This is a genomic window from Nocardia sp. CC201C, from assembly GCF_030010695.1.
GTDB classification, from domain to species: Bacteria; Actinomycetota; Actinomycetes; order Mycobacteriales; family Mycobacteriaceae; genus Nocardia; species Nocardia otitidiscaviarum.
In genome coordinates, this window is sequence record NZ_JASCXP010000016.1 from 18355 (window position 1) to 36204 (window position 17850).

13 protein-coding genes are annotated in these 17850 nt (G+C 71.0%); 8 read left to right on the forward strand and 5 right to left on the reverse strand.

What is annotated here, in order from left to right; translation table 11 throughout:
- Window positions 1–8: 8 nt before the first annotated feature.
- The 3 genes from murJ to QK444_RS03370 are packed head-to-tail and all read right to left on the reverse strand — an operon-like array spanning window position 9 to window position 7398.
- The gene (murJ, locus tag QK444_RS03360; protein WP_282776920.1) at window positions 9–4433 is read right to left on the reverse strand and encodes a murein biosynthesis integral membrane protein MurJ; all 4425 of its coding nucleotides are present in this window, start codon (window positions 4431–4433) and stop codon (window positions 9–11) included.
- Window positions 4430–6946 carry a DUF6049 family protein gene (locus QK444_RS03365; RefSeq protein WP_282776922.1) on the reverse strand — a complete coding sequence of 839 codons (2517 nt, stop codon included), beginning with the start codon at window positions 6944–6946 and terminating at the stop codon, window positions 4430–4432. The genes murJ and QK444_RS03365 overlap by 4 nt, the downstream gene beginning before the upstream one ends.
- Window positions 6943–7398: an NUDIX hydrolase gene (locus tag QK444_RS03370; RefSeq protein ID WP_282776924.1), complete on the reverse strand. Its 456-nt coding sequence runs from the start codon at window positions 7396–7398 to the stop codon at window positions 6943–6945. The genes QK444_RS03365 and QK444_RS03370 overlap by 4 nt, the downstream gene beginning before the upstream one ends.
- A gap of 303 nt (window positions 7399–7701) precedes the next feature.
- On the opposite strand from QK444_RS03370, the gene QK444_RS03375 reads away from it, so the two are divergent.
- The gene (locus QK444_RS03375; RefSeq protein ID WP_282776926.1) at window positions 7702–9171 is read left to right on the forward strand and encodes a CCA tRNA nucleotidyltransferase; all 1470 of its coding nucleotides are present in this window, start codon (window positions 7702–7704) and stop codon (window positions 9169–9171) included.
- A 9-nt stretch (window positions 9172–9180) separates the two neighbouring features.
- On the opposite strand, the gene QK444_RS03380 is transcribed toward QK444_RS03375, so the two are convergent.
- Window positions 9181–10008 carry a hypothetical protein gene (locus QK444_RS03380; RefSeq protein WP_282776928.1) on the reverse strand — a complete coding sequence of 276 codons (828 nt, stop codon included), beginning with the start codon at window positions 10006–10008 and terminating at the stop codon, window positions 9181–9183.
- A 138-nt stretch (window positions 10009–10146) separates the two neighbouring features.
- On the opposite strand from QK444_RS03380, the gene QK444_RS03385 reads away from it, so the two are divergent.
- The 7 genes from QK444_RS03385 to QK444_RS03415 all read left to right on the forward strand — a co-directional run bounded on the left by QK444_RS03385 (window position 10147) and on the right by QK444_RS03415 (window position 16714).
- Window positions 10147–10560 carry a TOBE domain-containing protein gene (locus QK444_RS03385; protein WP_039808098.1) on the forward strand — a complete coding sequence of 138 codons (414 nt, stop codon included), beginning with the start codon at window positions 10147–10149 and terminating at the stop codon, window positions 10558–10560.
- Window positions 10561–10595: 35 nt separating this feature from the next.
- Entirely contained in the window at window positions 10596–11324 is a 729-nt protein-coding gene (modA, locus tag QK444_RS03390) for a molybdate ABC transporter substrate-binding protein (RefSeq protein WP_282776932.1), read from the forward strand.
- An 8-nt stretch (window positions 11325–11332) separates the two neighbouring features.
- Window positions 11333–12160 (forward strand): ABC transporter permease, encoded by an 828-nt coding sequence (locus QK444_RS03395; RefSeq protein ID WP_282776949.1) that lies wholly within the window; start codon window positions 11333–11335, stop codon window positions 12158–12160.
- Window positions 12161–12526: 366 nt separating this feature from the next.
- Entirely contained in the window at window positions 12527–13684 is a 1158-nt protein-coding gene (locus tag QK444_RS03400) for an ATP-binding cassette domain-containing protein (protein WP_282776934.1), read from the forward strand.
- A 240-nt stretch (window positions 13685–13924) separates the two neighbouring features.
- A complete protein-coding gene (locus QK444_RS03405) occupies window positions 13925–14677 on the forward strand; it encodes a 5-oxoprolinase subunit PxpA (RefSeq protein ID WP_282776936.1) in 753 nt (250 codons plus the stop codon).
- 397 nt (window positions 14678–15074) lie between these two features.
- The gene (locus QK444_RS03410) at window positions 15075–15863 is read left to right on the forward strand and encodes an allophanate hydrolase subunit 1 (RefSeq protein ID WP_282776938.1); all 789 of its coding nucleotides are present in this window, start codon (window positions 15075–15077) and stop codon (window positions 15861–15863) included.
- Window positions 15860–16714, forward strand: coding sequence for a biotin-dependent carboxyltransferase family protein (locus QK444_RS03415; RefSeq protein WP_282776940.1), 855 nt, complete (start codon window positions 15860–15862; stop codon window positions 16712–16714). The genes QK444_RS03410 and QK444_RS03415 overlap by 4 nt, the downstream gene beginning before the upstream one ends.
- Before the next feature lie 163 nt (window positions 16715–16877).
- Here the strand turns inward: QK444_RS03415 and QK444_RS03420 are convergent.
- A partial coding sequence (locus QK444_RS03420; RefSeq protein ID WP_282776942.1) for a DUF4185 domain-containing protein occupies window positions 16878–17850 on the reverse strand: 973 nt, incomplete at its 5' end.

Genomic DNA, 17850 nt, shown 5'->3' on the forward strand with positions numbered 1-17850 from the left:
TGGCGCGACTAGGGCGCGGCTTCGAAATGCACTTCGGAGAGCGAGGACTGGTACTGGCCCCCGTTGTTGCCCAGGGCGGTGATCCAGATCAGCACGTAGCGGGTCGACTGCTCGGAGCTCACCGGAATCTCGGTGGCCCCCTCGCCGAGCGTCGCCGACCCGATCAGCTGCGTCTGATCGAGGGTCGGCGCCGCGGTCGGTGAACTGCGGATCTCCACCATCGTCCCCGGGGTCTGCGAGTCGATCACCACCTTGGTGAGCTTGCCCGGGCTGCCCAGCGTGGCCAGCACCCCGACCCCGTTCTTCAGGGCCGGGAACTGCTGGAAGTACTGGTCGGTGCGCCAGAAGGTGGCCGGATCATTGTCCAGCACCGCCGACACACCGCCGATATTGTCGGGCGTGCCCTCCGGGGAGTACACCGAGACGCCCGTGATGGGCATCGGCACCCCACCCGTCGGCGCGGCCGGAGTGGGCTCCGGCGCGGGGCCGCCGGGGACGGCCGGTGCCGAGGTGGCCGTGGTGAGGCCGATATTGCGCTGCTCGTTGAGCGGCTGATCGGACGCCCCCGGCGCGAAGATGCTCAACAGCCACCAGATCACCACGCCGACCACCAGCGCGGCGAGCACGCCGAGCCCGACCAGGATCCACATCATCCGCTGCGAGCGTTCCTTCTCGGCGGCGAGCAGTTCCGGATCGGCGAGCGTCTCATCGGGTGCGCTGGGGGCGCGCTGTCCGAGTCGCAGCACCGGAATGAAGTCGGTCTTCTGATCGACCACCGACGCCTGCTCCAGCACGTGCTGCACGGTCGCGGCGGTGCGTACGCCCTTGTTCGACTCCAGCGAGCGCACCGCCACCGCCGAGATCTCGAACGGCACCTCCGGGCGGATCTGGCGAGGCTCCACGGGGGTGCCGTCGGGCCCGAAATCGGCCAGCCGGAGCCCGCCCACGGTGGCCGCGCTGCCCGTCATCCCGCCGGTGCGGATGGGCCAGCGGGCGACGGTGAGGGCGTAGAGCATGGCGCCGAGCCCGCGCACGTCCGACTGCGCGTCGGAGTCGGCGAGGGTGCCGGGGAAGGCGAGCACCGCGTCACCGGAGGCGCTGATGCGAATCCGGTCCGGGTGATCGATGGACAGCGAGCCGCCGCCGCGGTGGGCGAGTTCGGCCGCCGCGGCCAGGGCCCGGATGGCGCGGGCCGCGCCGATGGGCGAGGGCTGCGTCTCGGCCATCTCGCGCAGCGATCGACCCGGTGTCCATTCCGCCACGACGATGCCGCCCGAGGAGCCGCGCACCACGTCGAGCACGCGCGCCAGACCCGGTGAGTTGATCCGGCCCAGGCGCAGGGTGCGCGACAGAATGGCTTGCGGCCCATCGTGTCCGGAGTTGTCCGCGGCCTTCTGGTCGGCGTCCACGAAGGTCAGCGCGACCTCGCGGTCCAACTTCACGTCCAGGGCCTGCCAGAACCGCAGGCCGCGCGCGCCGCCGTGCCCGGCGAGCAGCCGGTAGCGGCCACCCGCCACGGATGCGCCCGCGATCAGCTTGGGGCCGCGCTGAACTCGTTTGGACGGTGCCTCCACACGTAGCGGCGGCATGGGCATGACACCGGTCTGCGTGGGATCGGCCGGTGCCTCGTGGCCCGAATCCGCTTGCCGCTCTTGCTGGGCCGGGGCGTCGGCGGTGTCCGCCGCCTCGGCTCTCTCCGGCGCTGCTCCGGTCTGCGAACCCGGAGGAACGTCGGTCGAGAGCCCGCCTCCCGCGGCCGTCGCAGATTCGGCGGCCGGGACGCCGCCCGCCGCGTCGTCGCTCACCCTCGTTCCTCCTTCGCCGTAAAATGTCGAAGTCCGCTCCTGGATCGGGTCGCCGACGGCGCGATCGTCGGTCTCCGACGCCGCGCGGGCGTCGCCGCCCGACACTGCGCGAGTACCCGAACCGGTCTCGCCGCGAACGCCGGATCCGGCGGTTGCGTTTCTCTCCGGAACAGGGTACGGGAATTGACCCTTTCCAGTGTTGTCAACCGCCTCGGGTCGAACGACCGGCAGCACCATGGTCTGCGCGTCCAGGTACGGGTCGTACCGGTAGTAGTACGGCGCGGCCCGCAGATCGGCCATGGGCAGCACCATGGTGGCGTCGACGCCGTCGGCCGGACCTTCCAGATCCAGATCGGGTGCGGGCGGCGCGAAGCCGAGGCGGCGCGAGATGGCGACGGTGATGGCCACGATCTCCGGAATGCCGGCCAGTCGCATCAGACCGAAGGCCACCGCGAACATGACGATGGCGGTGAGCCCGACCCGCACCAGCGAGCCCAGCCCGCCGAAGGAGTCCGACAGCCGGTGCAGCCCCAGCACCTGGTCCACGATCCACATGACCGCGCCACCGGCCAGTGACGCCAGCAGCACCCGCGTGATGGTGCGGCCCACATTGGTCATGCGCAGGTCGCCGAGGCTGCGATGCAGCAGGAAGCCGCCGATCACCGCGCCCGCCACGAAGCCGAGACCATTGGCCAGACTGAGGCCGATCACCACCTGGTCGGGTCCGAGCACCATCGGCATGATCGCGGAGAACACCACCTTCACGGTGGTGATGCCGAGAATGATCCAGGTTGGGGTCCACGCCTGCTCCCGGGCGTAGAACACGCGCAGGTGGATCAGCACCAGCGCGTACGGGATCAGCGTGAACGCCGACCAGGCCACGGCCTCGCCGAGCCGTCGCGCGTCGCCGCCGAAGTTGCCGTAGCCGTAGAGCGCCTGACCGATCTGCGGTCCGGCCAGCGTCATGAAGACGACCACCGGCAGCAGCGCGATCATGGTGAGCCGGGTCGCCGCGCCGAGATCGTCCACCACGGCGGGGGTGTCGTCGGCGGCGGCATTGCGGGACAGCCGCGGCATGATCGCGGTCAGCACGGTCACGCCGAGCACGCCGTACGGGAGTTGCAGCAGCAGCCAGGCGTTCTGGTAGATGGCCGGACCCGCGGCGTCCACATGCGAGGAGATGCGGGTGGCGATCACCCATCCGGCCTGACTGATCAGGACGTACAGGATGATGGCCGCGCCCATGCCCGCGAACATCTTGAGCCGGTCGTCCACGCCCCACAGCGGCTTCAGGCTGATGCCCTCGCGGCGGATGGCGGGCAGCAGGCTCATCGCCTGCACGATCACGCCGATGGTGACGCCGAGTCCGAGTAGCAGCAGTTTCGGCTCGCCCATGCGCACCGGGTCGAGGGTGATCTCCCCCGGCGTCACGGCGTACAGCACCAGGACGACGAGCACCACGACGTTGTTCAGCACCGGAGCCCAGGCACCGGGTTTGAACACCTGATGGGTATTGAGGATGGCCGTGAGCAGCGCCGTCATGCCGTAGAAGACGATGGCGGGCAGCAGCAGGAAGGTCAGCGCGGTGGTGAGGGCGACGTTCACCTCACCGTCGTCGGACAGGAAGACATGCGTGACGAGCACCGGCGCGGCGGCCGTCACCAGCAGGGTGCCGATGCCCAGCACCGTGAGGGCGGCGGTGTACAGCCGCCGGACGAAGGCCGCGCCGCCGTCGGGGTCCTCCTTCTCCGCACGCACCAGGGTCGGCACCACGATGGCGGTGAGCACCGCGCCGACCAGCAGTTCGGAGATCATGGTCGGGATGGTGGCCGCGACGGTGTAGGCGCTGGCGATGGCCGGGCCGAGCACGGTGAGCAGCAGCAGCTGTTTGCCGAATCCGGTGATGCGGCTGATCAGCGTGGCGAACGCGATGGACCCGGACTCCTTGACCAGGCGGGCGTTCGAGCTCTCGGCCTGCTGGGCCGTTTTCACCACGGTGGTGCGCGGTAGCGGCTGGCGGTCCGAGGGCGGCGTCGGATAGCGCTGGGGTTGGACGGGCCGCTGCGGCGGCGGTGTGACATGTCCCCAGTGGTAGCGCTCCTCCGGAGGCACCTGCCCGTGGGCGGCGTGGCGCGGGCGCTGGGGTTCGGGGCGCGGGCGCTGGGATGCCGGGTACTCGGGTTCCGAGTACTGGGGTTCTGAGTACTGGGACGCAGGGCGCTGGGGTTCCGGGTGCTGGGGCGGTTGCGGCCGGGGCGGTAGTCCGGCCGGTCGCCGCATGACGGGTGGTTCGGGTGCCGGATACTCCGGTCCCGAGGGGGGACCGGACGGTTGACCTGGTAGCGGGCCGGGGCGCGGCTGCGGCCGCCCCGGCTGCCCCTGCCGTGGCTGCGGCTGGCCGTGTCGGGGTTGTGGGCGGCCGGGCTGTCCCGGTCTCGGTTGCGGGTGCGCGGGTTGCTCCGGTCCGGGCTGGGGCTGTCCTTGCCGCGGTTGCGGTCGGCCCGGCGGCATTCCGGGTCCACCGGGTTGTCGTCCCACGCCTCGCTCCCAGGGTGCGGAGGGGGCGCGCCGTGACGGCGGCCCCTCGGGTTCGCGGCCCGATGAGCGCGGTTCACCGTGTTCGCTCATCGGTCCTCCTGTCGTTGCATCTCCCGCTTGCGGGCACGCCGGAACCGATTCACCCGACGTCGGGTCTCCGGATCGAACCCCTCATCGGCCGGATCGGCCTGCCCGCGGAAGCGGTGCCACAGGCGGCGTCCGGCCAGCAGGAACAGCAGCGCGCCCGCGCACCCGGTAATTATCGCCAACGCCTGACCATAGGCGTTGGAACGCACCGATACCGTTACGGCATCGCCGAGCGGCACCCCGTCCGGCGTGGTAAGTGCGATGGGTATCACCAAGTTTCGGCTGTCACTCACCTCGGTGGGGATCTGGAAGGAGCGGGTGCCCTTGGCGGGCAATACCTCCTCGCCGACATCGGTGATCTTCGTCTCGGCGGGCGCGTCGATGCGGAATTCGACGCGGATGGCGACCGGCAGGTCGTTGCGCGCCACCAGCAGCAGCGGACTCTGTTCCGAGGCGAGGGTGTAGACGCCGCCCGGCGGCAGCACGGTCACCGATCCGAACAGTTCGTGCAGGGTGCCGGTGGTCTGGTCGAGGCGGCGCTGGGCGACGGTGTCGGGCTGGCCACCGCTGCGCCGATCCGACAGCGTCAGGGTTCGGATCAGATCGTCGCGCAGCGGGGTGAGGAAGGCGCGCGGGCTCAGCTCCTGCTGCGGCACCTCCACCAGCGCGTTCATCAGTTCGGTAATGCGATGCGCCTGGGCGCGCACCGGGTCCACGAAATGCCGCGGCACCGATTCGTCGGCGGCCTGGCTCAGATAGTCGAGCTCGTAGGGCTGCGGGTCGGCGGGCTGGGTCAGCAGGTCGGTGAACGGGCGCGGGACGGCGAGATTGTCGCGGAAGAGCAGCTGCAGCTGCTCGAGCAGCGCGGTGGCCTCCTCCCGATTCGCGCCCCACTGCTGCGGCGGCATGAACAGCGCCGCCCCCGGCCGGTCCGGCCGCGGGTTCAACGCAGACCAGGAGATGGCGCCGAGAGCGTCCTGGAGTCGCGCGGGGCGGGAGTCGGCGTTGACGTCGTAGCGCACCGACTGCGGGGTGAACGACGGCGTCGGCGGATGGGAGCCGATGGCGGCCAGCGCGGTGGCCGACCAGATGTCGAAGGTGGCCACCCGCAGTCCGGGATCGATCGGCGGCGGCGCGCCCGCCACCGGATTCAGCGGGATGTCGGGCAGCCGCACCATGTCCGGATTCTCGGCCGGGGCGGGTGCGTCGATGGTGTCGTCGGCGGTGGCGGTGGACCGGCCGTCGGTGGGGACGACCGCGTTGTCGGCGAGTACGGCGGTGGTGACGCCGTGCGCGGCCAGCAGATGCGCCGCCTCGACGTCGATGGTGCCCGCGTCGGGCAGATTCACCCCGCGCAGCGAGGTGACCGAGAGCAGGGAGTCGACCACGTCGGCGGGGGCGACCAGCGCCCGATGGGTGAGGGCCGGATCGTTGACGGCGGCCAGCGCGGTCTCGTCGACCTGCGCGAACGGCAGTGCCACCGTGCATAATCCGGAGGCGACGGTGCGCAGCCGGTCCAGCCAGGTCTTGGCGGCCTGCGCGCCGGTGCCCACGCGGGTGGGTCCGTCCGGATCGGATGGACTGGCCAGCACGCGGTAGCCGGTGATCATCGCCGACACCGTGACCAGCAGGTCCGGGTCGATGGCCAGACACAGCGCCGAGGCCAGCCCGCCGCCGGAGCGGCTGTCGTTGCGCAGCGCCGATTCCAGGGCCGAGAGCAGTTGGTCGAGACGCCCGCCGGAGCTCAGCGAGGAGGCCAGCTCGTCGTCGGTGAGCAGCGCCTGACCGTCCACCGAGCCGGGGATGCCGGCCATCAGCCGGGGCCGGTCGGCCAGCGGCCACAGCATGGTGGTGGCCACCGGCGGCGCGGCGGGGGCGGCCGGAACCGGCGGCGGGGCGTCGACGGAGGTGTCGGCGGTGGCCGGGACGCCGAGTACGGGCAGTAGGAAGCGCGCGTCGTCGAGTCGGGCCTGATTGCCGTAGGCGGGTTCGCCGTTGACGTTCAGCAGCAGCGGATAGACGCCGGGCTCGGTGATCTGGAGGTCGGTGACGTCGCTGGGCATATCGCCGCCGCCGCGCAGGGCCACGGTGAAGCTGAACTGTTGATGGTCGCCCGGGCTGAGCCGGTCGGACACCGCTCGGAACGCACCGGTGACGTCGTAGTTGATCTGATCCAGCTGCAGCGCGGTGCGCAGTTCGCTGGCCGCGGTCACGGGCCGGGCCCGCTGGACGCGGATGCTGATGTCGTCGACCACGCGGTCGCCGATGTTGGTGACGGTTCCCGAGACCACGAAGTAGGGGTCGCTGGTGGTGGTGATGACCGTGGGCGTCACCGAATCCAGGGACAGCTTCAGGAATTTCGGGCCGGTACTGCTGCCGTAGCCGTTGCCGTCGGGCTGGCCGGCGGCGGGCACGGCGCAGACGCCGGTCGCCACGACGGCCAGCATCACCGTGACGAGCGACAGCAGCCAGCGGTGCAGCGGCCTGTTCGGACGCAGGGACCCCGCACGCGTCATTGTCTGCCGTTCTCCATCCGATCGATCAGCCGCTTCGCCACCTCCGCCAGCCTGCGTTCGTCGGCGTACGCGAGCCGGGAATCGAGTTCGCCCAAGGGAACCCAGGCCACCTTGGTGACCTCCACGTCGGCGTCGGACAGTTCCCCGCCGATCGACCGCATGAGGTAGTGATGCACCGTCTTGTGTACCCGGCGGCCCTCGGTGACGAACCAGTAGTCGATGCTGCCCAGTTCGGCGACCACCGTGCCGTGGATACCGGTCTCCTCCGCGACCTCGCGGATCGCGGTCTGTTCGGCCGTCTCCCCCTCTTCGATATGTCCTTTCGGTAGCGACCACAGTAGGCGGCCGCGCCGATCGGTGCGTCCGATGAGGGCGGCGGAGGCTTTGTCGCGGGGGCCGTCGAGACCGTCGACCACGAGTCCGCCCGCCGAGGTCTCCCGGACGGTACGCATGCGGGGTTTCGGCGCATTACCGGCCGAACCGCGGCGCCGGGGCTGGCGGCGTCGACTGTTCGCGCGATCGGCCGGAGGAGACACTGCGTCAGTCTAGCGGGCAAGGGCGCAGGTGCCGCCTCGCTGCGTCGAGCTGCCGGAACGCCGCTGCAAACACCCCTCGGCCGGGGTGTCGCGACCGCTCCCCCGTGCCGTCCGGAAGCGCCTTCGCGGGCAGTCCACCGGGTCCGGCGGCGCGTCGCGCCGGGTTTCGGCCCGACGGGGCGACTACCGGATTGCGCCACTCCACTAAGCTGCGTTTTCGTGGTTTCGCCTGAGTCCGACGCAGCAAACGAGGAACGCCGTACCCGATTGCTCGCGGCGGCGGCGATCACACTGGGACGGCTGTCCGAGGTCCTGACCCCGCTCGGCGAGCTCTTCGCCGCGCACGGCCATCACCTGTACCTGGTGGGCGGCAGCGTGCGCGACGCGGTGCTGGGCCGGCTGGGCACGGATCTGGACTTCACCACCGACGCCCGGCCCGAGCAGGTGCAGGAGCTGATGCGCGGCTGGGCCGACCACCTGTGGGATACCGGCGGCCTGGTCTTCGGCACGGTGAGCGCGGCCAAGGGCGGGCAGCAGCTGGAGATCACCACGTTCCGCGCCGACAGCTACGACCGGGTGTCCCGCAATCCGGAGGTCACCTTCGGCGACTCCCTCGAGGGCGATCTGGTGCGCCGTGACTTCACGGTGAACGCCATGGCGGTGCGGATCGGGGCGCTGGGCGAACTGGAGTTCGTCGATCCGCTCGACGGGATGTCGGCCCTGCTCCGGGGGGTGCTGGATACCCCTGCGGCGCCGCAGGATTCGTTCCACGACGACCCGCTGCGCATGCTGCGTGCGGCGCGCTTCGTCGCGCAGCTCGGTTTCACCCCGGCCCCGCGGGTGCGGGAGGCCATCGTCGCCATGGCCCCGGAGCTCGACCGCATCACCGCCGAGCGGGTGCGTACCGAACTCGACAAGCTCATCGGCGGCGAGTACCCGACCGACGGCATCGACCTCATGTGCGAGACGGGCCTGGCCGAGCGGGTGCTGCCGGAGGTGCCGGCCATGAAGCTGGAGATCGACGAGCACCACCAGCACAAGGACGTCTACCAGCATTCGCTGACGGTGCTGCGCCAGGCCATCGATCAGGAGGAGGGCGACCCGGACCTGATCCTGCGCTGGGCCGCGCTGCTGCACGATATCGGCAAGCCGCCCACCAAGAAGAACGAGCCGGGCGGCGGGGTGAGCTTCCATCATCACGAGGTGGTGGGCGCGAAGATGGTGCGAAAGCGCATGCGCGCGTTGAAGTACCCCAAGCAGTTCACCGAGGATGTGGCGCGCCTGGTGTATCTGCACCTGCGCTTCCACGGCTACGGCAAGGGGCAGTGGACCGATTCGGCGGTGCGCCGCTATGTCACCGATGCCGGTGAGCTGCTGCCGCGCCTGCACAAGCTGGTGCGCGCCGACTGCACCACCCGCAACAAGCGCCGCGCGGCCATGCTGCAATCCACCTACGACGATCTGGAAGTGCGGATCGCCCGCATTCAGGAGCAGGAGGATCTGGCGCGGGTGCGCCCGGACCTGGACGGCAACGCCATCATGGAACTGCTCGGCATCCAGCCCGGCCCCGAGGTGGGCAAGGCGTGGAAGTTCCTGAAGGAGTTGCGGCTCGACCGCGGCCCCCTCACCCGCGAGGAAGCCGAGACGGAGTTGCTGAAGTGGTGGAAGGGCCAGCAGTCCGCGTCCTGATCGCCGCTGTCAAAAGACGATGAGCGTGGTGCCCGCCACGATGGCGGCGCGGATCTGCGCCAGGTCGAAGGAACCGGTGAGACCGGGCAGATCGGCCTCGAAAAGTACGTCGTCGCCGATTCTTTCGGCGCGGGTGATGCGTGCGTGATTCGGCAGATCGGTCAGTGGGATCGGCTGTAGCCGCACCGCGCGCCGCGGCATCCGGATGCCCCACCAGTTGGCCCGGTGCAGCGTGATGATGAGGATATTGTCCTTGATCTCCGCGGTGGCCAGGGCCCGCAATCGTCGTTTTCGATGCCGCGCCAGGATCATTCCGTCCGGCGCGGTCCGCAGCAGCCAGTCCGGTTGCCAGCTGTTGATCCATTGCACCAGCGCCTCGATGTGGATGGTGCCGCGCAGATCCAGTTGGGCGGAGCGGATTTTGGTGGGCACCCCCGGGATGAGCCGCACGCCGTGCGCGATGACGGTGAGTTCCTTGATCGGCTGCTCGTTCCAATACAGATCGGTCAGCACGGTTTTCGACTGGAAGTGCGCCCCGCGCCGCCGCACCTTGAGGGTGTGCAGGGTGGCGCGCAGGTCGTGGCCGAGCACGGTGGCGCTCACCTCCTGCCCGCCGAATTGGCTGAGGATGCCCTCGGACAGCAGGGTCATGAGCACATCGGGCATGAGCGCGGTGACGGTGCCCGCGCCGAAGTCGGCGACCGGATCCAGCCAGGCGGTGGTGAAGGTGGTCCACTGATCCAGCCAGCTCTGGTCGAACAGGCGTCGTCCCAGGTCCATGCCGAGGTCCACCGCCCGCAGAGGTGACCAGGCCTTCGGATCGAAATACGTGGCCATGATTGCCCCGAGCGTACCGGCAGCAGGTGACAGCACCGGGTCGAACGCTGTGACGCCGGTCGCATCAGACCGGAAAGTATCCGCAGATGCGGGACTTTCTTCTTGTTGTACCCGCATATGCGAGGCTATGGTGCTCGCATGCCCGATATTCGCATCCGCGACGCCGCCCAGCTGCTCGGTGTCAGTGACGACACCGTCCGCCGCTGGATCGACGCCGGATCGCTCGCGGCCCACAAGGACGGATCGGGCCGCCTGGTGGTCGACGGCGAGCAGTTGGCGGCCCTGGCCGTCGAGCACGCCCGGACCCCGCGGGCGCGACTGGGCAGTGCCTCCTCGGCACGCAATCGGTTTCCCGGGCTGGTCACCAGGGTGGTGACCGATACGGTGATGGCACAGGTGGAGATGCAATGCGGGCCGTTCACGGTGGTGTCGTTGATGAGCAGCGAATCGGTGCGCGAGCTGGGGTTGCGGCCCGGCAGCGTGGCGGTGGCGAGCGTGAAGGCGACCACCGTGGTGGTGGAGACCGACGCCGATTCCGGCGGGGCCGCATAGGCTTTCGCTCCGGTTCGGGAGCGGCCGCGCTGGCGGTGCTCGGGGTCGCGGCGCTGTCCGGCTGTGGCACTTCCGATTCCGCATCCGGCACCACGACGGTGACCGTCTTCGCGGCGGCCTCCCTCCAGCACGTCTTCACCGACCTGGGCGAGCGGTACGAAGCCGCGCATCCCGGCACGAACGTGGCATTCTCCTTCGCCGGATCCTCCACGCTCGCAGCGCAACTCGAACAGGGCGCGCCGGCCGATGTCTTCGCCAGCGCCAATCCGGCCAACATGGACAAGGCGGTGCGTGGTGGCCGGATCACCGAGACGCCGACCACCTTCGCCACCAATACGCTCACCATCGTCACCCCGCCCGGCAATCCGGCCGGAATCGCGACCCTGGCGGACCTGTCCCGCCCGGATCTGCGCCTGGTCGTGTGCGCGCCCCAGGTGCCGTGCGGTGCGGCGACCCGGGCGGTGACCGCCGCCGCGGGCGTCGCCATCACCCCGGTGAGCGAGGAGTCCGCGGTGACCGATGTGTTGGCGAAGGTCACCACCGGGCAGGCCGACGCCGGTCTGGTGTACGTCACCGATGCCGCCTCGGCCGGGGACCGGGTGGTGACGGTGCCCTTCCCGGAGGCCGCGGCGGCGGTCAACAGCTACCCGATCGCGGTGGTCGCGGATGCGCCGAACTCCGAGGGCGCGCGGGAGTTCGTCGACCTGGTTGCCGGGCCGGAGGGCCGGAAGCTGCTGGCGGAGGCCGGGTTCGGTTCCCCGTGAAACATTCGATGCGACCGCGCGGCCTGTCCGGTTCGGTCTTCCCCGGGCCGGGTGTGCCCGCGTGGCTGCTGCTGCCCGCCGTCATCGGTTTCGCACTGGTCATCGGCCCGCTGCTGGCCCTGACCACGGCCGTGGACTGGGCGAACTTCTTCGGCCTCATCACCTCGTCCGCGTCGCGGGACGCCTTGACACTGAGCGTGCGGACGGCGGCGGTCGCGACGCTGCTGTGCATCGCTCTCGGCGTGCCGATGGCGGTGCTGCTGGCCCGCGCCCGCTGGCGGGCGCTGCCCGTACTGCGCTCGCTGGTGCTGCTGCCCCTGGTGATTCCGCCGGTGGTCGGCGGTCTGGCGCTGCTGTACCTGTTCGGTCGCAACGGTCTGCTGGGTCGGGAACTGGAGGCGGCGGGCATCCGCATCGCCTTCAGCACGACGGCGGTGGTGCTGGCGCAGACCTTCGTCGCCCTCCCGTTCCTGGTCATCACCCTGGAGGGGGCCATGCGCACGGCCGGTGACCGCTTCGAGCGCATCGCCGCCACCCTCGGCGCGCGCCCCACCGTGGTGTGGTGGCGGGTGACCCTGCCGCTGCTGCGCCCGGCCCTGATCTCGGGTTCGGTGCTGGCCTTCGCCCGTGCCCTCGGGGAATTCGGTGCGACGCTGACCTTCGCGGGCAGCCTCCAGGGCCGCACCCGCACCCTGCCGCTGGAGATCTACCTGCAACGCGAGACCGACGCCGACGCCGCGGTGGCGCTGTCGCTGCTACTGGTGCTGGTCGCGGTGCTCATCGTGCTCATCGCCTACCGGCGCGTGGGTGCTGCGGCGAACGGGCGGACAGCATGAGCGCTCGGGCGTGGAGGAGGCAGCGCGGCGTCGCCACGCAGCGCGGGATCACTGCGCAGCGGCCCCGCTCGCACGAGAACGGACACCGTGTGAGTGGTTGGGTGCGGAGGAGGCAGCACGGTGACACCGCGCAGCGTCCCTACTCGCGCCGAAAGGGCACAGCGCGTGGGCTGTACGTGGCGGCGCGGGTGGCCGCTCGTGCCGGAAAGGACACCGCATGAGCGGGCGGGTACGCGGCAGGCAGCGCGGTATCGCTGCGCAGCGGCCCCGCTCGCACGAGAACGGACACCGTATGGGTGGTTGTGCGCGAGGGAAACAGCGCGGCGTCATCGTGCAGCTGCACGCCCGGGGCTTGGCGGAGAATGCATGAGCGGCCTGCACATATCGGCGCGGGTGGCCGCTCGTGCCTTGGACGTGGAGTTGGCGGTCGCGCCGGGTGAGGTGCTGGCGGTGCTCGGACCGAACGGTGCGGGGAAGTCCACCCTGCTGGACGTGATCGCGGGAATGCTGCCGCCGGACGCGGGCACGGTTCGGCTCGACGGTCGGGTGCTGACCGATACCGCGCGTGGCATCGCGGTGCCGCCGCACCGGCGCGATATCGGCCTGCTCGCGCAGGAAGCGCTGCTGTTCCCACACCTGTCGGTGCTGGCCAATGTGGCATTCGGGCCGCGCAGCAACGGACTGCGGGGCCGGGCGGCCGAACAGGTGGCGCGTGACTGGCTGCGCGCTGTCGACGCCGAGGAATTCGCCGATCGCGCACCGGGTTCGCTGTCGGGTGGGCAGGCCCAGCGGGTGGCGCTGGCTCGGGCGCTGGCGGTGCGACCACGGGTGCTGCTGCTGGATGAACCCATGGCGGCGCTGGACGTGACCGTGGCTCCCACCATGCGCGCCCTGCTGCGCCGGGTGCTGCGCGACAGCCCGCACGCTCCGACCGGCACGGTGCTGGTCACCCACGACATGATCGACGCGCTCACCTTGGCGGATCGCCTCGTGGTGATCGAATCCGGCCGGGTGGTGGAGTCGGGTCCGGTGGCCGCCGTGCTGGCCCGCCCGCGCAGCGCCTTCGCGGCCCGGATAGCCGGTATGAACCTGGTGGTGGGAGAGGCGGTCGCGGCGGCCGATGCCGCCGACCCGGTGCACGCCGTCGATGCCGACGGGATGCGCGTCCACGGGTGCGCGGACGCCGGGTGGACGCCCACCGGCCGGGCGGCCGCCGTCTTCGCGCCCACGGCGGTGGCGGTGTACCGCGCACAACCGGAAGGCAGCCCCCGCAATGTGTTTCCGGTGCGGATCGCCGAGCTGACCGATCGCGGCGGAATCATCCGGGTCCGGGCCGATCTGACCGGAACCGGCCGAAGCGGCCGGAAGCGCGGCGACGCGGCGGCGAACGGTGTCGGCGCGAGCGGTCCCGTCGCACTGACAGCGGACCTGACACCGGGCGCGGTGGCGGACCTGAGGCTGGCCCCGGATACGGAGGTCTACTTCTCGGTCAAGGCTGCCGAGGTACAGGTGTACCCCTGCTGAGGCGCGACGCGGCGACCGCGCACCGACCCCGCGCGGTGCCCCGGTCACCCGGCATGGCCCGCGTGGCGAGTCCGGCATTGGCGGCGCGAGGATCGGGTGGTGGTGGCGCGAGATCGGGTAGCGGTGGCGGCGCGAGGATTCAGGCAGTGTCGGTGGTGTGCGGCGAGGTCGGGGCGGCGGTCGTGGCGCGGATTCGGTTGTGGGGTGTGTCGATGGCCGCCGCGGTGCCATGCTGGAGCCATGGCGTTCGATCTGAACAGCGACCTCGGTGAGGGTTTCGGTGCGTACAGCATGGGCGACGACGCGGCCATGCTGGACATCGTGACCAGCGCGAACATCGCCTGTGGCTTCCATGCCGGTGACCCGTCGATCATGCGGCGCACCTGTGAGCTGGCGGTTGCCAAGGGTGTGCGGATCGGCGCGCACATCGGTTACCGGGACCTGGTGGGTTTCGGGCGGCGGCACGTGGCGGTGGCCGCGGACGAATTGCGCGACGAAACCCTGTATCAGATCGGCAGTCTGGATGTCTTCGCCCGCAGCGCGGGTGACCGGGTGCGATATGTGAAACCGCACGGCGCGCTGTATCACGCCGCGGCCGCGGATCGGGAGCTGGCCGAGGCCGTATTGTCGGCCATGGCGGAATTCGGCGGGGAGCTGTCGCTGCTCGGCCCGGCCGGGACCGAGTTGGAGGCGGCGGCCCGGGCGCGTGGAATCGCGTTCGTCGGTGAGGGTTTCGCCGATCGCGCCTACCTGTCCTCCGGCAGGCTGGCGCCGCGCAGCCAGCCGGGCGCGGTGCTGTGGCCCGACGACGCGGTGACCCAGGCGCTGTCGATCGCCCGCGACAGCAAGGCCGTCACGGTGGACGGCGGCGCGGTGGCGGTACGCGCCACGAGCATCTGCGTCCACGGCGATTCTCCGGCCGCGGTGGAGATGGCGCGCCGGATCCGCTCGACCCTGGACGACGCGGGCATCCCCGTCGGCGCGTTCTGCTGAGTGGGAGACCACCCATGACCGCTGTACCACCGATCCCCCGCCCTCCTTCCGGACCGACGACGGCATCTCGCGGAGGTGCGTCGTAGTGCCCCGGCACGATCCCACGCACATGCCCGGCGACGATGCCGCACGCGCGGCCGCGACCGCAGGCGACAACGTCGATCGTCGGATCCCGCGTCCGAGTGCCACCGCCTCGGGTAGCAGTGCTGCGGTTCCCGGTGGCGCTGGCGGTGCTGATGTCGCGAGTTCTGGTGGCGCTGGGGGTAGCGGTGTCGCGGGTTCTGGTGGCGCTGGGGGTAGCGGTGTCGCGAGCTGTGGCGGCCCAGATGATCGCAGCGGCGTGAGTGCGGATGCCCGGGGATCGGCACGGCAGCCGGGGTCCGCCGGGGAGTCGGCGGTGGACCCCGGGGACACCACTGCTGCTGCCGCAGCGTCGGCCCGGCCGGGCGCGCGCCGCGCCGCGCTCGCGCGGGAGGCATTCGCCGGGGACATTCGTGCGGCGGGCGACCGGGCGCTGCTGGTGATTCCGCCGTCGCGCGCCCTCATCCCGCGTCTGCTCGCGGCGCTCGGGGCACGGCCAGACGGCGTGGTGGATGTGTTGCCCGCCGCCGAGACCGTGCTGGTGACCCTGGACTCGCCCGCCGCCGCCGAACCGGTGCGCCGTCGGTTGTCCGGCGTGCTGGCCGATCTCGCCGCTGCCGTCGGGGGCGCGACCGGCGAACCGACGCCACTCCATCCCGCCGAGCCGGGTGCGGACGCGGTGGGCGATACCGACGCGGTGGGCGGTACCGGTGTCGGCACCGAACCGCTGGTGGTCCCGGTGCGCTACGACGGCGCGGATCTGCCGCAGGTGGCGGAGCTGCTGGGTCTGACCGTCGACGAGGTGATCACCGAGCACACCGGTATCGAATGGCAGTGCGCCTTCGTCGGTTTCGCGCCTGGATTCGGCTACCTGGAAGCCCCGGACGACCGCCTGGCCGTGCCGCGCCGCGCCCAGTCGCGCACCGCCATTCCGCCGGGCGCGGTGGCGCTGGCGGGCGGCTACTCGGCGGTGTATCCGCGCCGCAGTCCGGGCGGCTGGCAACTCATCGGCACCACGGCATTGCGCATGTGGGATGTCGATCGCGATCCGCCCGCACTCATCCGCGCCGGTACCCGGGTGCGGTTCGCGGCGGTGGACCGTTGATTCGAGTGGAGCGGGTCGGACCGCTGGCGACCATTCAGGATCTGGGCCGTCCCGGCTGGTTCGGCTCCGGCGTGGGCACGGCCGGTGCGGCGGACCGCGCCGCGCTGCGCCTGGCCAACCGGCTGGTCGGCAATCCGGAGGGTGCGGCCGGAATCGAGGTGCTGCTCGGCGGTGTGGAACTGCGTGCGCAGCGCCACCTGACCGTGGCGGTCACGGGTGCGCCCGTACCCGCCTTCGTGGACGACCGCCCCGTCGGCATCGCCAGCGTGCTGGAAATCGATGAGGGCCAGTGTCTTCGGCTCGGCCTGGCGCGCACCGGACTGCGCGGTTATGTGGCCGTGCGGGGCGGTATCGACGTGCCGCCGGTGCTGGGGTCGCGCAGTCGCGACACCCTGGCGGGCATCGGCCCGGAACCGCTGCGGCCCGGAGATGTGCTGCCTGTCGGCGCTCCCCCGCGCACCCATCCGATCGTCGATGTCGCCCCCGTCGCACCGCCCGGCGACGACCCGCTGACCGTCCGGGTGCTGCTCGGCCCCCGCGACGACTGGTTCACCGCCCCCGGCGATCTGTGCGCCGGGGAGTGGACGGTCTCCGCCGACACCGACCGCATCGGCGCGCGGCTGGACCGTCGCGGCGGCCCACCGCCGCGCCGCCGCGACGACCGCGAATTGCCCACGGAGGGCGTCGCGTTGGGCTCCATCCAGGTGCCGCCCAGTGGCCAGCCGGTGGTGTTCCTCGCCGACCATCCGATCACCGGCGGCTACCCGGTGATCGCGGTGGTGGTCGACGCCGACGTCGACGCGCTGGCGCAGGCGCGCCCCGGCAGCCGAATCCGATTCCGGCGGGGCTGATTTCCGGCGAGGCTGATTCCCGTCGCGCCGGGGTCGGCCCGCGTCGATCTCGGCCAGCTCGAGTTCGACCACGTCGATGCCGGCCGGACCGACGGCGGCGGCCACGCGACGGGCTCGAGCACGGTCGGCTCGAGGGCGGTCGGATCGCGCGAGGTGAACCCCCTCAGTGCTCCAGCTTCGCGTGCATGAGATACACGTTGTAGCTCCCCCACGCCGACAGCGTGAAGTACAGGTCCTCGGCGGTCGACCACGGATGGATGAATCCGCCGTAGGTGGCCGGATAGTCCCGGGTGCTCACCAGCGGAATCGGCTCGCTCCACGTGCCCTGCGGTTCGGCGGCGGTGCGCAGCACGAGCTGATGCGCGGGCGCGTCCAGGTACACCATCTGCCACTGCCCGCTGCCCGGGTCGTAGCGGATGGACAGTTCACTGGCGGTGCCGAGAACCAGTGGGGTGGCGAGCAATTCGTTGGGTCCGTCGGCGGGCACCCAGTTGCCGCCCACCCAGTACTGGTAGGCGGTCTTGTTCAGCACCTCGGCGGCGGGTACCCGGGCCAGGCCGATAACGCCCATGCGCCCGTTGGGAGTTCCGAACATGTACACCCAGTCGCCGTGCGGCACCATGGTGGCCACCTGGAAGCGTCCGATGCCGAACAGGTTGTCCCACTGCGCGTGCTGGGATTTCACCCAGGTGCGGCCGTTGTCGTCGGACCAGGCGAGGCCGCCGTGGTTGGTCCACCACATGCCCGGTATCCGGCTCCACCGGTTCACCGACATGTAGGTCAGGTACTGCCGGTCGCCGAGCGCGAATCCGGAGGTGGGAATGGTGGTGGTCTCGAAGTTCTTGATCTTGCGGCTGCCCAGCAGTTCGGCCGCGTGGCAGCGGCTGTCCTGGACGAAGGAGTCCAGGGTGAGGCCGTCGGAGAGGTCGCGGTCGGTGCTGTAGGCGAGCACGTTGCTGCGCCAGTCCGGGCCTCCCACGCTGTCGGGGACCCAGCCCTTGCCGAAGGTGTCGCCGAAGACCACGGCCACCTCGCCGGGCCGGTTCTCCCACATGAGGCCGAGGTCGGTACCGTCCACCTGCCAGCGGATATCGGTGCGGTTCTGCGAGCCCGGACCGGTGAGCTGCTCGACCAAC